The sequence below is a fragment of the Hoeflea sp. TYP-13 genome (assembly GCF_040932035.1).
Taxonomy (GTDB): Bacteria; Pseudomonadota; Alphaproteobacteria; order Rhizobiales; family Rhizobiaceae; genus Hoeflea_A.
The window spans coordinates 522,494-543,085 of sequence record NZ_JBFRBB010000004.1 but is presented as its reverse complement, the minus strand read 5'-3'; the positions used below and the strand labels follow the sequence as shown (position 1 = coordinate 543,085).

The 20,592-nt window shown below is 59.0% G+C and carries 18 protein-coding genes; 8 read left to right on the top strand and 10 right to left on the bottom strand.

Annotated features, from left to right (window positions below; translation table 11 throughout):
* Positions 1 to 67 precede the first annotated feature (67 nt).
* The 3 genes from ABVT35_RS22845 (at position 68) to ABVT35_RS22835 (ending at position 4,144) form a co-directional block, all read left to right on the top strand.
* Positions 68 to 706, top strand: a complete 639-nt coding sequence (locus ABVT35_RS22845) for a transglutaminase-like cysteine peptidase (RefSeq protein WP_368469613.1) — start codon at positions 68 to 70, stop codon at positions 704 to 706.
* Between the two features lie 181 nt (positions 707 to 887).
* Positions 888 to 2,516: a glucose-6-phosphate isomerase gene (pgi, locus tag ABVT35_RS22840; protein ID WP_368469611.1), complete on the top strand. Its 1,629-nt coding sequence runs from the start codon at positions 888 to 890 to the stop codon at positions 2,514 to 2,516.
* Between the two features lie 533 nt (positions 2,517 to 3,049).
* The gene (locus tag ABVT35_RS22835; RefSeq protein ID WP_368469610.1) at positions 3,050 to 4,144 is read left to right on the top strand and encodes a PcfJ domain-containing protein; all 1,095 of its coding nucleotides are present in this window, start codon (positions 3,050 to 3,052) and stop codon (positions 4,142 to 4,144) included.
* A gap of 57 nt (positions 4,145 to 4,201) precedes the next feature.
* On the opposite strand, the gene ABVT35_RS22830 is transcribed toward ABVT35_RS22835, so the two are convergent.
* Positions 4,202 to 4,693: a DUF1203 domain-containing protein gene (locus ABVT35_RS22830; RefSeq protein ID WP_368469609.1), complete on the bottom strand. Its 492-nt coding sequence runs from the start codon at positions 4,691 to 4,693 to the stop codon at positions 4,202 to 4,204.
* Positions 4,694 to 4,829: 136 nt separating this feature from the next.
* Positions 4,830 to 6,326, bottom strand: a complete 1,497-nt coding sequence (locus ABVT35_RS22825; protein WP_368469606.1) for a CoA-acylating methylmalonate-semialdehyde dehydrogenase — start codon at positions 6,324 to 6,326, stop codon at positions 4,830 to 4,832.
* Positions 6,327 to 6,758: 432 nt separating this feature from the next.
* On the opposite strand from ABVT35_RS22825, the gene ABVT35_RS22820 reads away from it, so the two are divergent.
* Positions 6,759 to 7,640 carry a LysR family transcriptional regulator gene (locus tag ABVT35_RS22820; protein ID WP_368469604.1) on the top strand — a complete coding sequence of 294 codons (882 nt, stop codon included), beginning with the start codon at positions 6,759 to 6,761 and terminating at the stop codon, positions 7,638 to 7,640.
* A gap of 96 nt (positions 7,641 to 7,736) precedes the next feature.
* Here ABVT35_RS22820 and nspC read toward each other — a convergent pair whose 3' ends face one another.
* The 4 genes from nspC to pyrC are packed head-to-tail and all read right to left on the bottom strand — an operon-like array spanning position 7,737 to position 11,990.
* The gene (nspC, locus tag ABVT35_RS22815; protein ID WP_368469603.1) at positions 7,737 to 8,915 is read right to left on the bottom strand and encodes a carboxynorspermidine decarboxylase; all 1,179 of its coding nucleotides are present in this window, start codon (positions 8,913 to 8,915) and stop codon (positions 7,737 to 7,739) included.
* Position 8,916: 1 nt separating this feature from the next.
* Positions 8,917 to 10,173, bottom strand: a complete 1,257-nt coding sequence (locus ABVT35_RS22810; RefSeq protein WP_368469601.1) for a saccharopine dehydrogenase family protein — start codon at positions 10,171 to 10,173, stop codon at positions 8,917 to 8,919.
* Between the two features lie 39 nt (positions 10,174 to 10,212).
* Positions 10,213 to 10,914, bottom strand: a complete 702-nt coding sequence (locus ABVT35_RS22805) for an orotate phosphoribosyltransferase (protein WP_368469600.1) — start codon at positions 10,912 to 10,914, stop codon at positions 10,213 to 10,215.
* A 35-nt stretch (positions 10,915 to 10,949) separates the two neighbouring features.
* Positions 10,950 to 11,990, bottom strand: a complete 1,041-nt coding sequence (gene pyrC, locus ABVT35_RS22800) for a dihydroorotase (protein ID WP_368469598.1) — start codon at positions 11,988 to 11,990, stop codon at positions 10,950 to 10,952.
* Positions 11,991 to 12,245: 255 nt separating this feature from the next.
* Here pyrC and ABVT35_RS22795 point away from each other — a divergent pair, with 255 nt between their 5' ends.
* Both ABVT35_RS22795 and dddP read left to right on the top strand, forming a co-directional pair.
* The gene (locus ABVT35_RS22795; RefSeq protein WP_368469597.1) at positions 12,246 to 13,283 is read left to right on the top strand and encodes a M42 family metallopeptidase; all 1,038 of its coding nucleotides are present in this window, start codon (positions 12,246 to 12,248) and stop codon (positions 13,281 to 13,283) included.
* A 152-nt stretch (positions 13,284 to 13,435) separates the two neighbouring features.
* Positions 13,436 to 14,767, top strand: a complete 1,332-nt coding sequence (gene dddP, locus ABVT35_RS22790) for a dimethylsulfonioproprionate lyase DddP (protein ID WP_368469596.1) — start codon at positions 13,436 to 13,438, stop codon at positions 14,765 to 14,767.
* Between the two features lie 261 nt (positions 14,768 to 15,028).
* Here the strand turns inward: dddP and ABVT35_RS22785 are convergent, their stop codons facing one another.
* The 4 genes from ABVT35_RS22785 to ABVT35_RS22770 all read right to left on the bottom strand — a co-directional run bounded on the left by ABVT35_RS22785 (position 15,029) and on the right by ABVT35_RS22770 (position 18,924).
* On the bottom strand, positions 15,029 to 16,084 hold the full coding sequence (locus tag ABVT35_RS22785; RefSeq protein ID WP_368469595.1) for a dipeptidase: 1,056 nt from the start codon (positions 16,082 to 16,084) through the stop codon (positions 15,029 to 15,031).
* Positions 16,085 to 16,128: 44 nt separating this feature from the next.
* Entirely contained in the window at positions 16,129 to 17,022 is an 894-nt protein-coding gene (locus tag ABVT35_RS22780; protein WP_368469593.1) for an oxaloacetate decarboxylase, read from the bottom strand.
* Positions 17,023 to 17,174: 152 nt separating this feature from the next.
* Positions 17,175 to 18,026 (bottom strand): fumarylacetoacetate hydrolase family protein, encoded by an 852-nt coding sequence (locus ABVT35_RS22775; protein ID WP_368469592.1) that lies wholly within the window; start codon positions 18,024 to 18,026, stop codon positions 17,175 to 17,177.
* A 151-nt stretch (positions 18,027 to 18,177) separates the two neighbouring features.
* Positions 18,178 to 18,924 carry a DUF3750 domain-containing protein gene (locus ABVT35_RS22770; protein ID WP_368469591.1) on the bottom strand — a complete coding sequence of 249 codons (747 nt, stop codon included), beginning with the start codon at positions 18,922 to 18,924 and terminating at the stop codon, positions 18,178 to 18,180.
* A 147-nt stretch (positions 18,925 to 19,071) separates the two neighbouring features.
* Between ABVT35_RS22770 and ABVT35_RS22765 the strand changes: the two genes are divergently transcribed.
* Both ABVT35_RS22765 and ABVT35_RS22760 read left to right on the top strand, forming a co-directional pair.
* Positions 19,072 to 19,836: a DeoR/GlpR family DNA-binding transcription regulator gene (locus ABVT35_RS22765; RefSeq protein ID WP_368469589.1), complete on the top strand. Its 765-nt coding sequence runs from the start codon at positions 19,072 to 19,074 to the stop codon at positions 19,834 to 19,836.
* 63 nt (positions 19,837 to 19,899) lie between these two features.
* On the top strand, positions 19,900 to 20,592 hold the full coding sequence (locus tag ABVT35_RS22760; protein WP_368469588.1) for a nitroreductase family protein: 693 nt from the start codon (positions 19,900 to 19,902) through the stop codon (positions 20,590 to 20,592).

The window sequence follows — 20,592 nt, the reverse complement described above, 5'->3', positions numbered from 1 at the left end:
TCGGTAAATACTTCTTTACATCTGGGCCGCTATCATCAGGTCACTTCGGAAAAGCGAGGTGATCGTAATGAAATCGCTGTTTTTTGCGTCCGCTATATTGGTGGCGGGCATTGCCCTTCAAAACAACGCAGCCTTGGCCGCGTCTTCAGAGCGCAGCGTTGCGGCACCCAAGGCCTTTTACGAATTCTGTAACAAACATCCCAATCAATGCCAGGTCAGCGGAAAAGTCGGACCGGCAATGCCAATGGACCGCGGTCGCTGGAAACAGCTGCGCTCCGTCAATCGGCAGGTAAACCGATCCGTGCGGGAGGTGACCGACAAGGCAAGCTGGGGCAAAGCGGATGTATGGTCAATCGTCTCACCGGGCCAAAGCGGCGACTGCGAGGACTTTGCCCTGACCAAACGCAAACAACTCATCGCGATGGGTTGGTCATCCTCCGTACTGCTGGTGTCGGTCGTGCGCACTCGCCGTGGAGAAGGACATGCGGTGCTCACGGTACGCACCTCAGATGGCTATCTCGTCCTCGACAACAAGACTCCGTTCATACGCAAGGCCAGATCCACCGGCTACCGTTTCTTTACAATGCAATCGCCCGACAATCCGCGCAGCTGGATACGGGTTCCGCTGAAAGGCCCCGCGCTTAAGACGGTTGCAGCGAAAGCCAAGATGCGCAGGCAAAACAACCGCACTGCCATGCTCCGGTAACGGGCACTCTCCAACAGCCGTTCGGCGCCAGCCAAACAAGATGCCGACAACAGCCGACAGACACCGGACCTTTCCAGTGTCTTTTGTTTGTAGATTTTAAATCGATTTAAATTGCATCTTGAATGAAAAGCAAAGCGGTGGCATTTATGCGCGTGGACCCCACACACGCACAGGATTTCAGATGATCCCCGAAATCGGCAAGACCTTCACCCGGCTCAAACAGCATCACGACAAAGGCGCGCCGACTGACATGCGCGCCGCCTTTGCGGCAGATCCCGACCGCTTCGACCGGTACTCCGCCAGGCTGGACGACCTGCTGCTCGATTATTCGAAATGTGCGGTTGATGAAGAGATCATGCGGTTGCTGGAGGAACTGGCCGAGGACGCCAGGCTCGGCGACAAGCGCGATGCTATGTTTTCCGGCGAGCACATCAACCTTACGGAAGACCGGGCGGTGCTCCACACGGCGCTCAGGAACCGTTCCGCCAATCCTGTCTTTGATGACGGGCACGACGTTATGCCGGACATCCGGGCGGTGCTGGAAGCCATGGACGCATTTGCAACCGCAGTGCGCGACGGCTCCATCACCGGCGCGGCCGGCAGGAAATTCACCGATGTCGTCAATATCGGCATCGGCGGCTCCGACCTCGGGCCGGTGATGACCTGCCTGGCGCTCGCCCCCTATTGCGACGGGCCGACGACGCATTTCGTCTCAAACATCGACGGGGCGCATATCGCCGATACGCTGGCCACGCTCGATCCGGCAACGACACTGGTCATTGTCGCCTCCAAGACCTTCACAACCATCGAGACCATGACCAACGCGGCAACGGCGCGGAAATGGATCGCCGATGGCCTTGGAGAAGAAGCCGTCGGAGACCATTTCGCCGCCGTCTCCACGGCGCTGGACAGGGTCTCGGCTTTCGGCATCCAAGAAGACCGCGTTTTCGGGTTCTGGGATTTCGTCGGCGGGCGATATTCCATCTGGTCGGCCATCGGTCTGCCTTTGATGCTGGCGATAGGCCCGGAACGGTTCGGCGATTTCCTGCAGGGCGCGCATGATCTCGACCGGCATTTCCAAACCGCACCGACGCTTGCAAACCTGCCGATGCTGCTCGGCCTTATCGGTTTTTATCACCGCGTGGTCTGCAGCTACGGTTCACGCGCCGTCATTCCCTACGACCAGAGGCTTTTACGCCTACCGGCCTATCTGCAGCAGCTCGACATGGAATCGAACGGCAAGGGTGTCACAATGGACGGTTCGGCGCTGACCGGCCCGTCCGGTCCGCTCGTGTGGGGTGAACCGGGCACCAACAGCCAGCACGCTTTCTTCCAGCTTCTGCACCAGGGCACCGACATTATTCCAGTGGAATTCATCATCGCCGCGAAAGGCCATGAACCGGAGCTTCAGCACCAGCACGATCTTCTCATTGCCAATTGCCTGGCGCAATCGGAAGCACTGATGCGCGGCCGCACGCTGGACGAAACCCGCGCGCAAATGCAGGCAAAGGGCGCGGATGTTTCGCTCGCGCCGCACCGCATCTTTACCGGCAACCGGCCGTCGCTTACCCTCGTGCACGAGAAACTCACGCCTTATGCGCTCGGCCGGCTGATCGCGCTCTACGAGCACCGGGTTTTCGTTGAGGCGCAGCTCTTCGGCATTAATGCTTTCGACCAGTGGGGCGTCGAGCTCGGCAAGGAACTCGCGACCAACCTGCTGCCGGTCGTTGAGGGCAGTGAAAACGCCGAAGGCCACGACAGTTCGACCGCCGGGCTGGTGGCTTACATACGGGCAGAACAGAAACGCTGATCAGGCGCGCTCGACGCGGCGACAAACCGTGACATACGGCCCGAGCCGCTGCCACGAACCATGGAAGCGGTGACTATCATTACATTCCTGTATTCGGTTGGTAGCCGAAAAAAAGGAAATTTGGCAACTACCCCATTGATTGGCAGGTCTTGTTTGTGTATGTCACCGACCTGTTTTCTAAAGACACCGCCTAAACGAAAGGAACATTATGCACGAACCCGCACACATCCAGGTATTGGACGTGGAAGCTGGCTCGTCATGTTCCAGGCGCGCCACTTCCTGAAAGCCATCGACATGATCGACTGACACCAACCGGGTGAACTGATTGAAGTCAGTTCAGGCCGATTTGTGCGCAAATCACCGCGTCGCGGACGCATCGTGTTCACGGCTTCTGAAATCATCGAGTTGAAAAATTTGCCTCATCGTCCTGTCGGGCGATCGCGGTCGATCGTGCGTGCCAATGCGCGGAGGCTTACAGGAGAACAACAGTGTCTGGCGATTCGTCTATCGCATCAGGCCATGCCACCCGTCCCATGCTGGACGTCCAGTTGCGGCGCTACCACCGCAGCTATCGCCGGCGCTTGCGTAAATTTGCTCATACAGGGATCCGCATGAGGGATCTGGTTTTTGCCTTTCCGGCGGCAGCGTTTACCCTCGCCGGCGGGCATGGGGATTGCCGCCGGCGCGCCGACGCCCTGGCTCTTGTCCGGGGCGGGGCTGGGCTTCGCGATGTGGCCAATGCGCTAGACTTGCCCGGTTGGTCCCGACGGATTCCGCCGGAAGCTTTTGCCGAACCTATCGGGGCTTTGCCAACGACGGACGACTTTGCCCGGCGCATTGTTGGCTTGGTACCGAAGGATCAGCAATGCACCACCATGTGGTTTCAATGGGTGAAGCGCAGCAACATCCTCTGCGACGATCGGTTCGCACTCTGGATAGCCAAGCAGCAGTTCTGGCACAACGGCCACAATGGCTGTGCAATGCTGCAGCCACTGGCAGCCTATGCCTGGTTCTCACTGGCCGACAACGCCGCCGCACTCCGATTGATGGCACGACCCTGGTCACCGAAAATGCGCTTCGCCAAAGCCGTTGCGTTTGCCACGGATTGGATCCAGCGGGGGTTGGCGGGGCAATGCGATCCAAATGGTCGGGAAGCAGGCCGCTGGCTGGAGACGCAGCGTTGCTGGGGATTTCAGGTTGTGCCCCTTTGCACACCGGAAGAGCTGGAGCAGGAGGGTCGGCGCATGAATCATTGCGTCGGAACCTATGCTGCCAAAGTTGCTAGAGGTGAATGTCTGATTTACTCCATCCGCAAGGGTGCCAAGTCTCTCGGGACTGTCGAGGTTTTGCCGCATTGGTCGATTGACGGAAATCCCTATGTCGCTCAGCTTCGCGGCCCCCGCAATGAGGACGCTGGTGATATGATCCGGTCTGTGGTGAAGAAGTGGTTGTCACGGCAGGGGCCCTATCCACTCGTGGGTAGCCATTGGCTATCCCGGTTGCCATCCGATGACGACAGGTGGGCGAGTTTCTGGTCGCCCTATCGGAACGCAAAAAGCGATTGCAAGCTGTTGATCAAACCCGTCGAAATCCATCACGCGCTCAAACAGCTGGTGCAGTATGTATGATCGAGGGCGATCAGGATGCCGGCGGCCACGACAGTTCGACCGCCGGGCTCGTTGCCTTCATCCGTAAAGAGCAGAAGGCCTAGCGCGTTCGACGCGGCAGTAGAAGCAGTTGTTCGACGCCGAGCGGACATGGATGAAGGCAATCTCCGGATCTTCGAACCGGGCCTCGCAGGCTTCGATGATGTCTTCCGTCTCGACCACATCGCCGGTGCCGTAGCGGATCCGCTCATCGGCAGTATAGCCGCGGACGATAAAGCGTGGGCGCGTTTCGATGACCACGGGAAGGTTCGAGGTCTCTTCGTTGCGCTCGCACGCATCGGCGCAAAGGAAGATCGGCCCCATTTCCGCATAGGGCTGGACGCTGCCGAACGGGCGGTGGCCAAGGACCAGCATCTCCTTGCCTTTGGCGATATACTGCAGGCAGTGCCGGCAAGGATTGCCCTCGCCGTCCGAGACCTGCCGTTCCGGCAACTGGCCGTTTGAATCGAGGCCTCCCGCCTGAAGGGCGCGGGCGTCTTTTGTGGATAGGGCTTTGAAAACAATCGACATGGCAAATCTCCTCTTTTTTGAAGAAATGCCGCAAGGCGAACGATTACGAAATCCGGTTATTGCTCTCTAATTTTCTAACGCAAAACGCCCGCCGAATTGGCGGGCGTTTCATGATTGTTGCTAGTGGAACCGGTGATCAGCTCATTGTCGGAATGACGAATTCGGCGCCGTCCTTGACGCCGGACGGCCAGCGCGAGGTGACCGTCTTGGTCTTGGTATAGAAGCGGAAGGCATCGGGGCCGTGCTGGTTGAGGTCACCGAAGCCGGAACCCTTCCAGCCGCCGAAGGTGTAATAGGCGATCGGTACCGGGATCGGCACGTTGACGCCGACCATGCCGACCTGGACACGGGCGGAGAAGTCGCGGGCCGCATCGCCGTCACGGGTGAAGATGGCGACACCGTTGCCATATTCATGCTCGCTCGGCAGGCGCAGCGCATCTTCGTATGTGTCGGCGCGCACAACAGAAAGAACCGGTCCGAAGATCTCTTCCTTGTAGATGCGCATATCGGGCGTGACGTTATCGAACAGGCAGCCACCCATATAGTAGCCGTTCTCATAGCCCTGCATCTTGAAGTCGCGGCCGTCGACGACGAGCTTGGCGCCTTCCTCGACCCCGAGATCGACATAACCCTTGACGCGATCGAGCGCCTGCTGGGTAACCAGCGGTCCGAAGTCGGCCGACGGATCGGTTGAAGGTCCGACTTTCAGGCTTTCGACACGCGGCGCGAGCGCCTCGACGAGCCGGTCCGCCGTCTGCTGGCCGACAGGCACGGCAACGGAGATCGCCATGCAGCGCTCTCCGGCGGAACCGTACCCGGCGCCGACCAGAGCGTCGACGGCCTGGTCCATGTCGGCATCCGGCATGATGATCATATGGTTCTTGGCGCCGCCGAAACACTGCACGCGCTTGCCGTTGTCGCAGCCGCGGCTGTAGATGTACTGGGCAATCGGTGTCGAGCCGACAAAGCCGACGGCTTTGATGTCCTTGTCATCGAGGATCGCGTCGACGGCTTCCTTGTCGCCATTGACGACGTTCAGAATGCCTGCCGGAAGACCGGCTTCAATGAACAGCTCTGCAAGCCGCATCGGCACACCAGGGTCACGCTCGGACGGCTTCAGGATGAAGGCGTTGCCGACGGCAATGGCCGGTGCGATCTTCCATAGCGGGATCATGGCCGGGAAGTTGAACGGCGTGATGCCGGCCACGACGCCAAGAGGCTGGCGCATGGAGTAGACATCAATGCCGGGACCGGCGCCATCGGTGAATTCGCCCTTCATGAGGTGCGGCGCGCCGATGCAGAACTCGACCACTTCAAGACCACGCTGGATGTCGCCCTTGGCGTCGGGAATTGTCTTGCCGTGTTCCTTGGCGAGCAGTTCGGCCAGGGAATCGTATTCGGCGTGGACAAGATCCAGGAACTTCATCAGCACGCGGGCGCGCTTTTGCGGGTTCATTGCCGCCCAGGCCGGCTGGGCCGCCTTGGCATTTTCAACGGCTGCGCGCATTTCCGCTGCGCTTGCGAGAGCAACCTGTCCCTGTACCGTTCCGTCCATGGGCATCAGCACATCTGCTGTCCGCCCGCTCGTTCCGGCGACGTTCTGACCGCCGATAAAATGTCCGATTTCACGCATTGATAACCTCCACATTCGGTTGGCGGCATTGTGCGCTTTAAATTTTGAAAATCAATGCGCAGACTATCGCAACCGTTGTGCGTATTTTATAGTCCCTTCATGACAAATCTGCGGCATGGAGCGAGATGAGTTTAGCTTGAAGCATTTGATGGCGGCAAATCGGTCCTCTCGGCTAGGCGCGTCGCGCAGCGCGATGCGGTGCATCGCGCAAGCGGCGCAACGCCGCCGATGGGCCGATTTGCCCCACCCGGGAAAGGAAAGAAGATGTTGATAATCAACAGTGAACGGGCCGGGCGATTTTTCCCCCTGGCGTCGTTGGCTCGCGCTTGTGGTGGGACGACACCACGGCGTGCAATCCGCCTCGCCAGCGACCAAAATCGCCTCGGTCAAATGTTTCAATCTAATCTCATCTCGCTCTTGGAAAAACTATAAATGAACTGGGACGATGTGCGTATTTTTCTGGCCGTGGCGCGGTCCGGCCAGATCCTGTCGGCATCCCGGCGGCTGGAACTCAACCATGCAACGGTCGGCCGCCGGGTCAGCGCACTGGAAGAGGCGCTGCAGTCAAAGCTGCTCATCCGCCGCACCAACGGCTGCGACCTGACGCAGGAGGGCGAGGCGTTCCTGCATGCCGCCGAACGCATGGAGGCCGAAATGCTGTCGGCCCGCGCCGCCGTCGGCATGACCGATACGGAAGTCACCGGCGCCGTGCGTATCGGTGCGACGGATGGCTACGGCGTCTCGTTCCTCGCTCCTCGTCTCGGCCGGCTGACCGAGCGCTATCCGGGCCTCAAGATCCAGCTTGTGCCGGTGCCCTTGAGTTTTTCGCTGTCGCGGCGCGAGGCCGATATTCTGGTGACCGTCGACCGGCCGGATACGGGCCGGCTGATCACCCGCAAGCTGGTCGACTATGCGCTCGCCCTCTACGCGTCCAAAAGCTACATCGCCGAACACGGCATGCCGAAGGACGAGGAAGCGCTGAAGGAACACCGGCTGATCGGCTATGTGGAAGACCTGATCATTTCGCCGCGCCTGCACTACCGCTCCGACTTCGCGCGCAACTGGGAATCCGACTTCGAGATATCGGCGGTGCTCGGCCAGGTGGAGGCGGTCAAGGCTGGTGCCGGGATCGGCATCCTGCACAAATTCCTCGCCCAGCCGCACAAGGATCTTGTACCGGTGCTGCCGCAAAAACAGGTCGACCGTTCCTACTGGATCGTCTACCACGAGAACCTGCGCAACATCCGCCGCATCAAGGCCGTCGTCGATTTCGTCGCCGAGGAAACCGAACGCGAACGCGATCGTTTCATCTGATTTTCCGTGCCTTACTAGCTATTATGCTGCAGTGCAGCATGACGTATTATGCGCAAAATGCTGCGCAGCATTTCTGCAGCATTTTGCGCAGCAATTTTATGAGAGACGGCCCTCAAAGTCCGCGTAGGAGAATTCCTTGACGATCTCGAGCGCATCGGTGCGGCTGTCCCATAGTGCCAGCGCCGGCAGCGGGGTGCCGTTGAATGTGGTTGCCTTGACCATGGTGTAATAGCCGAGATCGAGAAAGATCAGCCGGTCGCCAACCTGTGGCGGCGTTTCGAATCGATAGGTGCCGATGATGTCGCCGGCAAGACAGGTCGGGCCGCCAAGGCGCACGATGGAGGGTTCTCCCTCGCGCGCATTTGTATCGCGCGGCAGGGTTTCGGCTCCAAGAACGTCCGGGGTAAACGGCGCTTCGATGACATCGGGCATATGGCATGTGGCAGACGCATCCATGATGGCCAGCTCGCCGACATTGGAGCTGCGATCCAGCACCTCGGACACCAGTGCGCCGGCGTGCAGGCCGATGGCGGTCCCCGGCTCCAGATATACCTCGAGGCCCGTGCGCTCCCGAAACGCCTTCAGCCGGCTTATTAATTGATCAGCCGGAAAATCATCTTCTGTGATTAACAAGCCACCGCCGAGATTTATCCAATCGATGGCGCCGAACAGATGCCCGCAGTTTTTCTCCACAGCATCGAGCATACGGGCAAAGGCGTCATAGGGATGATCGCAAAGGGCGTGGATGTGGATGCCTGAAAGACCATCGAGATCCTCAGCCCGTAACTCCTTTGCGGGCACGCCAAGGCGCGACCAGGGCGCGCAGGGATCATAAAGCGGATTTTCCACCTCATTGTGACCCGGATTGACCCGAAGGCCGTATTCCACCCCTGCCCGCCCCTCAAGCCTGCTCCTGAAGCGTAGCCACTGCCCCAGTGAATTGAGGATCAGATGATCGGCATAGGTGAGCATCTCGTCGATCTCACCTTCTTTCAGCCCCGGCGCGTAGGCATGCATCGCGCCGCCGAAGCGGGTTTTGCCGAGCCGCGCCTCATAAAGCCCGCTCGCGGCCATGCCGGAAAGATATTTCGCGACGAGATCGGCAACGGCAAAACAGGAAAAAGCTTTCAGCGCCAGAAGGATTTCAACGCCGCTCTCATCGCCAACCCGCTTGAGCAGTTTCAGATTGTCTTCGAGGCGCGCCAGATCGAGCACGTGGCACGGGCTCGGCAGGCGCGACGTATCCAGGTGCGCGAAATTGGAATTTCCGGTCACCTCAGGCCTCTGCCGGATAGGGCCAGGAACCGTCGAGCGGCAGCTCTTCGACCTGCCAGCCAATACCGACTTCAGGCATCAGCGCCATAAAGGGGTCGGGATCAAGTTCCTCGACATGCACCATCGTTTCGGGGTTCCACGTGCCGTTGGCGATCAGCCGCGCTGCGGTGATCACCGGAATGCCGGTCGAATAGGAGATCGACTGGCTGCCGACTTCGCGGAAATTTTCCTCGTGATCGCAGTTCGACCAGATGAAGACACGCTTTTCCTTACCGTCCTTGCGGCCGCGCAGTTCGGCGCCGATGCAGATCTTGCCGGTATAACCCTCAGCCAATGAGGCGGGATCGGGAAGCAGCGCCTTGACCAGACGGTTCGGCGCAACCTCGACACCGTCGACCTCGACCGGAACAGACGAGGTCAGACCGAGATTGTCGAGCACGTTGAAGACGTTGAGATAGTGTTCGCCGAAGCCCATCCAGAATGTTATGCGGTGGGTGCCCGGGAAATTGACCGCCAGGGACTGCAGCTCGTCGTGACCCATGGAGTAAACGCGGTGGGTGCCGACCTCTGGCAGCGACACATCCATCCAGTGCGAATGGCGCGGGATTGTCTTCCAGGCGCTGTCTTCCCAGGTGATCACATCTTCCTTGATTTCCCGCAGATTGATGTCGGCGTCGAAATTGGTGGCAAAATAGCGCCCGTGGCTGCCGGCATTGACATCGATGATGTCGATCGTGTCGATTTCGTCGAGCAGGTGTTTTCGTGCATAGGCGCAGAAAATATTGACGACGCCCGGATCGAAGCCCATGCCGAGGAAGGCGCTGATCTTCTTTTCCGCAAATTTCGGGCGGCGCGGCCATTCGATATAGGAGTACCAGGGCGGCTCAATATTTTCGAGAAACTCCTCCTCCGCCAAAGCCGTATCCAGATAGCTGGCGCCGGTATCCAGGCAGGCATCGAGAATGGTGCTGTTGCAATAGGACGAGGCGACATTCAGAACGAGCCCGGCGTCGAGATCCCGGATCAGCGCCGCCATTTCGTGGCGGTTGCGCGCGTTGACGCTGCGCACGGACAAAAGCGGGGCGTCACCTTCACCGCCCCAGCGTTCCTGGATCTCGCCGGCGATGCGTTCGAGCTTTTCCTGATTACGGGCAGCCAGCGTTATGGTGCCGAAATCGTCACGGAACTGAACTGCCTTGTTGGCGGTCACCTGGCCGACGCCGCCGGCGCCGACAATCAACAGGTTGGGCTTTGCCATCAGCACATCTCCCATTGCAAAAATGCTAAATTAATGCGGTCAGGGCTTTTCGGGAAGCTCTGAAATGCCGCCATTGCGGCTCGACCATTCAAGCGGTGAATTCAAGAACGCCTCGACTTCCGAAAGGGTCTTTTCATCGAAATAGCCGTTCTTGCGCGACAGCGCCAAAACGTCCCACCAGGTGGCAAGATAGTGCAGCGTCATGCCGTGGTCTTTCAGACGCTCCGGGGCATCCTTGAAGATGTCGTAATAAAACACCGCGAATGTGTGGTCGATGCTGGCCCCCGCCTTGCGGATCGCTTCGGCAAACTTGATCTTGCTGCCGCCGTCGGTGGTGAGATCCTCGACCAGGATGACGCGGCTTCCTTCCGGCATCTCGCCCTCGATCTGGGCGTCGCGGCCAAAGCCTTTGGGTTTCTTGCGGATATACTGCATGGGCAGGCCCATGCGCTCGGATATCCAGGCGGCAAATGGAATGCCGGCCGTCTCGCCGCCGGCGACACTGTCGAACTGCTCAAAGCCGGCGTCGCGCTGGATCGTGCCGACGGCAAAATCCATAATGGCCGAACGGATGCGCGGGTAGGAAATCAGCTTACGGCAATCGATATAGACGGGGCTCGCCAATCCCGAGGTGAATGTATAGGGCTCGTCGGCGCGAAAATGAACCGCCTTGATTTCAACCAGCATCTTGGCGACGAGTTCGGCGACGAGTGCGCGGTCAGGATAGGTGTTAGAAAACATTCTTTATTCCTCGGCTTATCAATTGGCGGTCGAAATCACGCAACAACATCCCAGTGGAGCGGAAACATCGGATCAAAAACGGTGACGGGTCCTGACTTGGTTTCAATGCTGCCCGGAAATTCAATCGCATCGTCGCGGCGCACCATGCGGATGGTTTGTTCGTTCGCCGGCAAGCCGTAAAAGGCCGGGCCGTTCAGCGAGGCGAACCCCTCGAGCTTGTCGAGCGCATTTTCCTCTTCGAAGACATGGGCAAGGCAGGAAAGCGTATTGATCGATGAAAACACGCCGGCGCATCCGCAGGCGCTTTCCTTGTCCGCGTCCAGATGCGGTGCGGAATCGGTTCCAAGGAAAAACCGTCTGTTTCCGGATGTCGCCGCCTTGCGCAGCGCCAGGCGATGGCTCTCGCGCTTGACGATAGGCATGCAATAGTAGTGCGGCCGCATACCGTGGGCGAGCATGGCGTTTCGATTGATGATCAGATGATGCGTCGTGATTGTCCCGCTGATGCCGTCCGGCGCGCTTTTGACATAGTCCACGCCATCGCTGGTGGTGATGTGTTCCATGACGATCCGGAGGTCAGGGAACCGCCTGCGAACCGGTTCCAGAACGCGTTCGATGAAGACCGCTTCGCGATCGAAGATATCGACCTCGGGATCCGTCACCTCGCCATGCACACAGAGCGTCACACCGGCTTCGGCCATGCGCTCGAAGACCGGATAAACGGTTTCGATGTTTCGCACACCGCTATGGGAGTTTGTGGTGGCGCCGGCCGGATAGAGTTTTACCGCGGTGACCTCACCGCTATGAAAGCCGGAGACAATATCCTCCGCATCCGCGTCTTCCGTCAGGTACAGCGTCATCAGCGGGGTAAAATTGTGGCCGGCGGGCAGTGCCTTTTCGATACGTTCGCGGTATTCGGCAGCCATCTTTGTCGTCGCAATGTGGGGCACCAGATTGGGCATGACAATCGCCCTTGCAAAGTGCCGGCTTGTGTATGGCAACACCGTCTCGAGCATGTCGCCGTCGCGCAGATGGAGATGCCAGTCATCGGGGCGGCGAATGGTGATTTCCTGCATGGATATGTCCGTCTGATCCGGACGCGGGCGATTTCTTTGCACCGGCGCCACTTCAACTTTGCGGTTTCCATACAGACAAATTGCGTCGAGAACCAGTGCCACGGGCACTGATTGCGGCCATTTTCAGCGTTTTTCACTGCCTTCGGCCCGGCGACACCGGTCAATGCAAATTGGGCTGTTATCTGAAATGCGTGCGGCCTATGATCCGCTTCGCATCAAAGAGCCATCAAAAGCCGAAATCGAGGATTGCCCGATATGAACCTGGATCTCCTGCGCCGACTTTGCGAAACCCCTGGTGTGCCCGGACACGAACACCGTGTCAGGGAACTCATCATGTCCGAGGTCAAGCCGCTTTTCGACGAAATGACGGTCGATCCGATGGGTTCGCTCCTTTGCAAGCGCAACGCGCGCAAGGCATCCAAGGATCCAACGAAGGTCATGCTGCTTTGCCATATGGACGAGATCGGATTTCTGGTCTCGCACATCACCGACAAGGGATTTGTCTACGTCCAGCCCGTCGGCGGTTTCGATCCGCGCAATCTGTTTTCGCGGCGCGTCCTCGTGTCGACCGAAGACGGCGACCTGAAAGGCGTGATGAATCCGGGCGGACGGCCCATACACATCTCGACACCGGAAGAACGCAAGAAGGTTCCGGAGGTCGCCGAGTTCGTCATCGATCTCGGTCTCGGCGAAGCGACGAAAGACAAGGTCAAGGTCGGCGACATGGTGACCATGGACGAGCCGTTGATCGAAATCGGTGACAAGATCGTCTCCAAGGCACTCGACAACCGTGTTGCCTGCTGGCTGGGGATCGAATCGATCCGTGCGCTCGGCAAGGTCAAACATGGCTGCGAGATCCATGTGGCTTTCACTTGCCAGGAGGAGGTGGGCCTGCGCGGCGCCCGCACGGCGTCCTTCGCCGTCAAGCCCGACATCGGCATCGGCATTGACACGACGCTTGCGTGCGACACGCCCGGCGTGCCGGAGCAGGACCGCACCACGGAACACGGAAAGGGTTTCGGCCTGCATGTAAAGGATTCGAGCTTTATCGCCGACCGCGACCTGGTGAAGGAGATAGAGGCAATTGCGGTAAAGCGGAAAATCCCCCACCAGCGCACAATGCTGCGCGCCGGCGGGCAGGATGGTGCAGCCGCACAACAGGCAGCAGCGGGTGCGAGGGCCGTCGGCATTGTCGTCGGCACTCGCTATATCCATACAGTGACCGAGATGATCCACCGCGGCGATCTGGAAGCCGCCCGCGACATCATCGCCGCCTATCTCAAACAGGCCTGAATTTGCCGGTGAACGATCGAAGGGCAAAATTCGGCTATTTGCTGCAGCGCAATAGGCGCAATCCGGATTTTTCTGGTCGCGGTTAAAAACACGTTTTTGCGTAATATCTGCAATGCTCTGCCGTAATATCGGTGGCGGAACAGGATGATTTCATGAGCGTGTTTTCCATCTCGAACCAGAAAATAGACCCGACACGCAGGCGCGCCCGCCAGCTGAAACCGGACGGATCGCCTGACGATAATGACCGCGTGGAGATCGGACCGACGGCCCTCGCATTTTCCGAGTGGGAAGCCGCCGGACTGACTGCACCCAATCTCGAAAGCATGCGTCAGTTCCGCCTTGAGCGGCTGGTCGCCGAGATTCGCAAGCGCGACTATGCGGGCCTGCTTTGCTTCGACCCGCTCAATATCCGCTATGCCACAGACACAACCAACATGCAGTTATGGACCGCACACAATGCGGCACGCGCCTGTTTCATCTCGGCGGACGGCTATGTGGTGCTTTGGGATTTTCACAATTGCGAGCACCTTTCGGCCCATTTGCCGATCGTGCGCGAAGTGCGCCACGGAGCGAGCTTTTTCTATTTCGAAAGCGGCGACCGGGTCGAAGAACACGCGGCGCTCTTTGCCGCCGAGCTCGACGATCTGCTTCGTGTGCATGGCGGCAAAAACCGGCGGCTTGCCGTTGACAAGATCGAGACCGCGGGATTTGCCGCGCTACAATCGCTCGGCGTCGAGGTTTTCAGTGGTCAGGAGGTCACAGAGATTGCGCGGATGGTCAAAGGGACCGATGAGATCCTTGCTATGCGCTGCGCCATACATTCGTGCGAACTGGCGGTCGGGGAAATGCACGCGGCCATGAAACCGGGCGTATCCGAAAACGATGTCTGGGCAGAACTGCACGCCGGCAACATCCGCCGTGGCGGCGAATGGATCGAAACGCGGCTTCTTGCGTCCGGACCGCGCTGCAATCCGTGGTTCCAGGAATGCGGGCCGCGCATCATTCAGCACGGGGAACTGCTCGGTTTCGATACCGATCTCATTGGCACCTACGGTATCTGCGTCGATATTTCACGCACGTGGATGGTGGGTGATTTCGAACCGACCGAGGAGCAAAAAGAGCACTACAAGGTCGCCTATGAGCACATCCACGCCAATATGGAGCTGATGAAGCCGGGCATGGGTTTCGAGGAAATCACCCAAAAGGCGCACCGCTTGCCGGAAAAATTCCGCAATCAGCGCTATAGCTGCCTCGCACACGGTGTTGGCCTGTGCGATGAGTATCCGGCGATCCGCTATCCCGAAGACTATGAAGCGAGCGGCTATGCCGGCGCGCTGGAACCGGGCATGGTGATGACTGTAGAGGCTTATATCGGAGCGGATGGCGGCAAGGTGGGTGTCAAACTCGAGGACCAGTTGCTGATCACGGAGACAGGCTACGAGAATCTCACCAGCTATCCGTTCGAGGAGCGGCTACTGGGGTAATTGGTTTTGTCCTCTGTTTGATTTGTCCTCACGCCGAACGCGCCTTCGGCGCTGGCTCCGGACGGGGCGGGCCACTTGGCCCGACGCGCGGTCGCGCTTGCGGTGCTGCGCACCGTAGTCTTTTCCCAGGACAGGCCCCTCAAGGAACAAGAGACCGAAGCGCGATGCGCTTCGCAAGGCCGACCGGCTGTCGCCGCTTATGCGGCGCGCCCGCGCAGGCCAGCCGCGTCAGCGGCGGTGCGGCCGTGAGCGCAAAAAAAGTCACGCCCCCCAGGTCTTTTGCAGAACCCGCAGCCAGTTTCTGTGACACAGCTTGGTCATCAGCACTTCGTCATAGCCGTGTTTGCGCATCGCTTCCGTCAATGCGGGCAACCCAGAAGCATCTGTGATCGCCTTGGGTACCACCGCGCCGTCAAAATCGGTGCCGAAACCAACGCGGTCCTCGCCAAGGATGTTGAGCAGGTGATCAAAGTGCCGCAACATCTGTTCCAGCGGCACATCATCGATCATCCTGCCGTCTTCACGCAGGAAAGCCGCGGCGAAATTGACCCCGACCATGCCGTCGCTCTGCGCGATCGCTTCAAGCTGCCTGTCTGTCAGGTTTCGCACATGCGGGCAGATGGCATGGGCGTTCGAGTGGGTTGCGACGAGCGGTTGCGTGCTGTGCTCGGCGACATCCCAGAATCCCCTTTCGGTGATGTGCGACAGGTCTATCATGATGCGCAGAGCGTTGCAGCGGCGCACAAGATCAAAGCCGAGTTCCGTCAGCCCGCCGCCGGTATCGGGGGAACCCGGGTAGCGGAACGGAACACCCTCGCCAAAGATCGTTGGACGGCTCCAGACGGGACCAATCGAACGCAGACCGGCACGATAAAAAACGTCGAGCGCATGAAGTTCCGGGTCGATCGCCTCGGCTCCTTCCATGTGCAGGATGGCGGCCAGTTTTCCGCGTTCCAGACAGTCCCGCAACTCGGCGGTCGTCACGCAGACCTTGAGGGCGCCAAGCTCTTCCAGCCGGAACAGGATCGCCGCCTGTTCCAGGGCGATCTGGATGGCATCCGTGGCATCGACGGCTTCGGGAAGCGGGATATCGTATTGCTCGGATTCCATTGCGGAAAAATCATCATCCAGTTCCTCAGCGGTGGGTATCCATATGGCAAAAAAACCACCGCCAAAGTCACCCATCCTGGCTTTTGGCAGATCGATATGCCCATCCTGCCCTATGATGAATCCGTCGGCGGCCCCAATTCCTCCGGCCTTGAATATTCTGGTAAGCACATCGTTGTGGCCGTCGAAAATACGTGTGTTGGGCGTCATGCAGCGTTCCCCGTCAATGCTGGTTCACACAGGCCGTCTGAAATTCAGTCCCGCGAATCAATCAACGCCTTGGCAAAATCAAGGTCGTCCTGCTCTGTTTGACGCATTTGCGGCAAACCCACAAGATCGGTGAATTCAGCAAAGCTGACCATATTTTCACGCGCATTGGCACTGGTCCCGTCTGATTTGATGCGGGCATAAAGATCGATCAATGCGCGGGTCATGGTGAAGATCGAGCTCAATCCCCAGACGGCGCAGGAAAAGCCTATTTCCTCCAGTTCTTCGGCATTGAGGTCGGGCGACATTCCGAAGTCGATCATGTTGGCCATGTGCAGGCCGCCCAGATCGTTGATGATCTTGCGCATCTCCTCGACGCTCGTTGGCGCTTCGACAAAGAGCGCATCAGCGCCGGCCTCGCGATAGAGCCCGGCGCGATCGATCGCGGCGTTGATGCCTTCTACCGCCAGTGCGTCCGTGCGCGCCATGATCACCAGATCGCTATCAACCCTTGCATCGGTCGCCGCTTTGATCTTGGAGACCATCTCATCAGCCGGAACAACCGCCTTTCCGGGCGTGTGGCCGCAGCGTTTGGGGAATATCTGGTCTTCGATAAAAAAGCCCGAAACACCGGCCCGCTCGAATTCACGCGCGGTACGGCGCACATTGGATACATTTCCAAACCCGGTGTCCGCATCGGCAAAGAGCGGGATTTCGATGGCGCCGGTGACGCGGCGGTAGTGTTCGGCCAGTTCCATGAGCCCGAGCTGGGACGAATCGGGCGCGGCCAGCAGCGAGCCGGTGATCGGAAATCCGCCCATGATGATGGCGTCGAAGCCGGCGCGCTCGGCAAGTTTTGCCGACAGCGCATCATGGGCGCCCGGCATGACGAGAATTTCCGGTGCTTCAAAGAGGGCCCGCAGACGAGTGGTGGTTTTCATGACAGGATCTTCCGGTTGGGTTGACCGTTCGCGTCATTCGCAAAGGCTGTTTGCAAAACATCCACATTCCCACACTCCGGTGCAAGGGCGGCCAACTCAAATTCAAACCGCGGATGCAATCGAAACCGGTTTGCGGCCCTGCACGACACTCATCACACTTTCTCTGCCTGAACCCGGTTCGTCAGCGTGCCGATCTGCGTGATTTCAACTTCGACCGTGTCACCATCGCGCATGAAAAGCGGGGGATTGCGAAACGCTCCGACACCGCCTGTCGTGCCGGTGATAATAACGTCACCCGGGGTTAATTGTGTCATCGTGGAGCAGTATTCGATCAGCGCCGGAACATCAAAGACAAGATCGGAAATCGGTGCGCGCTGCATCACTTCGCCGTTCAACCGGGTTTCAAGCTCAAGCCGGGAGGGATCCGGAATTTCATCACCGGTCACGAGCCATGGACCGAAGGCTCCTGTTCCGGGGAAATTCTTACCGGCGGTGAACTGCGTTGAGTGGCGCTGCCAATCGCGCACCGATCCGTCATTGTAACAGGCATATCCTGCAACATGATCGAGCGCCCGCTCACGCGGTATGCGCCGGCCGCCCCTACCGATTACAACCGCCAGCTCGCCCTCGAAATCGAACTTGCCGGATTCAGCCGGAATGATCATCGGTTGCCGATGACCGGTCTGGCTTTCCGAAAAACGGACGAAGATCATGGGATATTGCGGTGTTTCGCGTCCTGCCTCGGCGATGTGCGTGGCGTAGTTGATGCCGATACAAATGATTTTCGAAGGATCCGGAATGACCGGAAGGAAGCTGATCTCATCAATGGGCCGTTGAGGCGCCGATCGTGCGGCTTTGCCGACCTCAGCAAGCGCACCGGCGGTCATGATCGCCCGCAATGTCCGGTATTTCTCACCAAGCACCGCGCTGACATCCAACAGACGGTCATTTTCGACGACCCCGTATCCGGCAACGCCATTTTTCTCGAAACTTGCCAGCTTCATACCTGTCCCTCTTTGCTCAAGGCGCTTTGCGCCCGTTGTTCGTTCGCCGACTGCAAATAACGCGGGATACGGACTGTGGAGCCAGGCAAACCAATCCCGTCCGCCAAGCGGACAGACGCGACGGTCCATTGCCGGGTTTCAGAAACAGGGTTCAGAGGACGGGGCTGCGGGAAAGTCCAAGACGACCAAGGCCGGGCAGTTTCACGGCCGGACGCAGAAAGTCGATACCGAGCGTCTGGCCCAAAATATGCAGCTCTATACCCTCGACAGACCCGATACCAAGGCCGGCATAGCCGGCAAAGGATATCTGCCAGCCCGTGTTGGATGGCGTTTCCATTACCGACAACCAATCGGGCGCATAGTCCTTGCCGATTGCAATGGGCGGCAGCGCCACCTTCAGCCCCGGAACCTCACGGGCGATCGCGGCTATGAAACTGTTGGAGTTCGGCCCCGGCCAAAGCGTATAGGCACCCCTGCCGCCATGAGGATACTTTGCGACGGCCGCCTTGATTTTCGGGATCATCGCCGCCGCCGCATCGCCGCGTGCCTCAAACAGGACCATCGGTTCGTTGCCTACCCAGCGGCTGTCCGGCTGCCCTATACCTGTCCGCAGCGCCCGCCCCCATCCGATGACGTCATAGCGCGTATAGTTCACCGCATTTTCGCCCTTGATGGCGAGCCAGGTGTGGACCGCAAACACACCGCGCCAGCGGTAGGCGCGGGCCGCATAGATCTGCACGACTGCGGCTTTTTCCTTTGCCGGGTCGGGCGCAAGCCCGACCTGCGACCGGTCGGCCCGGCTCCAGTGTGCCTGCGGATCACTCGCCGCATAGACCGCAAACTGCGCCAGCAATGGCCCGAAGTAGAGTATCAGCAGGGCGATGATCGCGAACCTCATACCGCAAAAACTAGGTAACAAAGTTCATGGATGCAACCACCGCCATGTGCGACCGCAATGGCGTCCGGTGCCCCGCGCACCGCCGGCTCACTATTTGATCTTTGCTGAATTTTACGATTAATGGTTACCGCCCAGGGAGGAACCAACGTGCAACGGTTGCAGCCAAGACAGATCGACATTCTCGACATTGCCCGAAAGGAAGGCCGTGTCGAAGTGGAAAGCCTTGCGTCTCATTTTGACGTTACACCGCAGACGATTCGCAAGGATCTCAACGAGCTGTGCGACATGGAAAAGCTGCAGCGCGTGCATGGCGGCGCAATCTTTCCGTCAAATACGGTCAATCTTGCTTATCAGTCCCGACGCGACATGGCCTCGGAAGGCAAGATGCGGATCGCGCACGCCGTTGCCGAACTGGTTCCGAACAACTCGTCGGTCATTCTCAATATCGGCACAACGACCGAACAGGTTGCCTATGCCCTGCGCCACCATGTGGAGCTCATGGCGATCACCAACAACCTCAATGTCGCCCTCATTCTTTCCGAGGCGGAAAATGTCGAGGTGGTCATCACCGGCGGCATGGTGCGTAAAAGCGACCGCGGCATCATCGGTGCGGCGGCCGTTGATCTTATCCGCCAGTTCAAGGTGGATTTTGCCATCATCGGCGCTTCGGCCATCGACGAAGAGGGCGAGCTTCTCGATTTCGACTATCGGGAGGTGCGCGTTGCCCAGGCGATAATAGAGCAGGCCCGCAAGAAGATACTGGTCGCCGACCATATGAAATTCCAGCGCCGCGCGCCGGTGCAGATCGGCCACCTTTCCGAGATCGACTATTTTGTCACCGATGCTGCACCACCGAAAAAGATCGAGCGACTTTGCCGGGAAGCCAATGTCGAGCTGGTCGTTGCGAAGTAGGCAAGGCCGGCCCGAGCAATACCACCGTGACGCAACAGGATTGGAAGGGCGGAGAAAAGTTATATGTTTGCGCGCAAAAACATCGAATATGAAGCGCTCGACCTGCCCGATCGCATGGATCTCACCGACGCTGAAATGCTCTCGGAAGCAAAGGCGTTTTATGACCGCATGAAATGCCGGCACACCGTGCGTGATTATTCGGATCGCCCGGTGCCGAATCAAATTATCGAGGCTTGCATACAAACGGCCGGTACGGCGCCCAGCGGTGCTAACCACCAGCCCTGGCACTTCGTAGCGGTTTCTGAAGCGTCATCCAAGCACCGGATAAGGCTCGCCGCGGAGGAGGAAGAGCGCCGTTTCTACGAAGGTGGCGCCGGTGATGAATGGCTGAAGGCACTGGAGCCGATCGGCACCAGTGCTGAAAAGCCGCATCTCGATGTCGCACCGTGGCTCATTGTGGTTTTTGCCCAGCGGTGGGGCCATTTCGATGACGGGACGCGATTCAAGAACTATTATGTGCCCGAAAGCGTCGGGATAGCGACGGGCTTCCTGATCGCCGCGCTGCACCATGCGGGTCTTGTGACACTGACCCATACGCCAAACCCGATGAAGTTCCTCAACGGCGTGCTGGGGCGGCCCGAATCGGAAAAACCGGTAATGATCATAGCAGCAGGCCACCCTGCCGAAGACGCCAAGGTTCCGAAGATCGCAAAGCTCAAGAAGCCATTGACCGAGATCCTCACCGTCGTCGAGTGA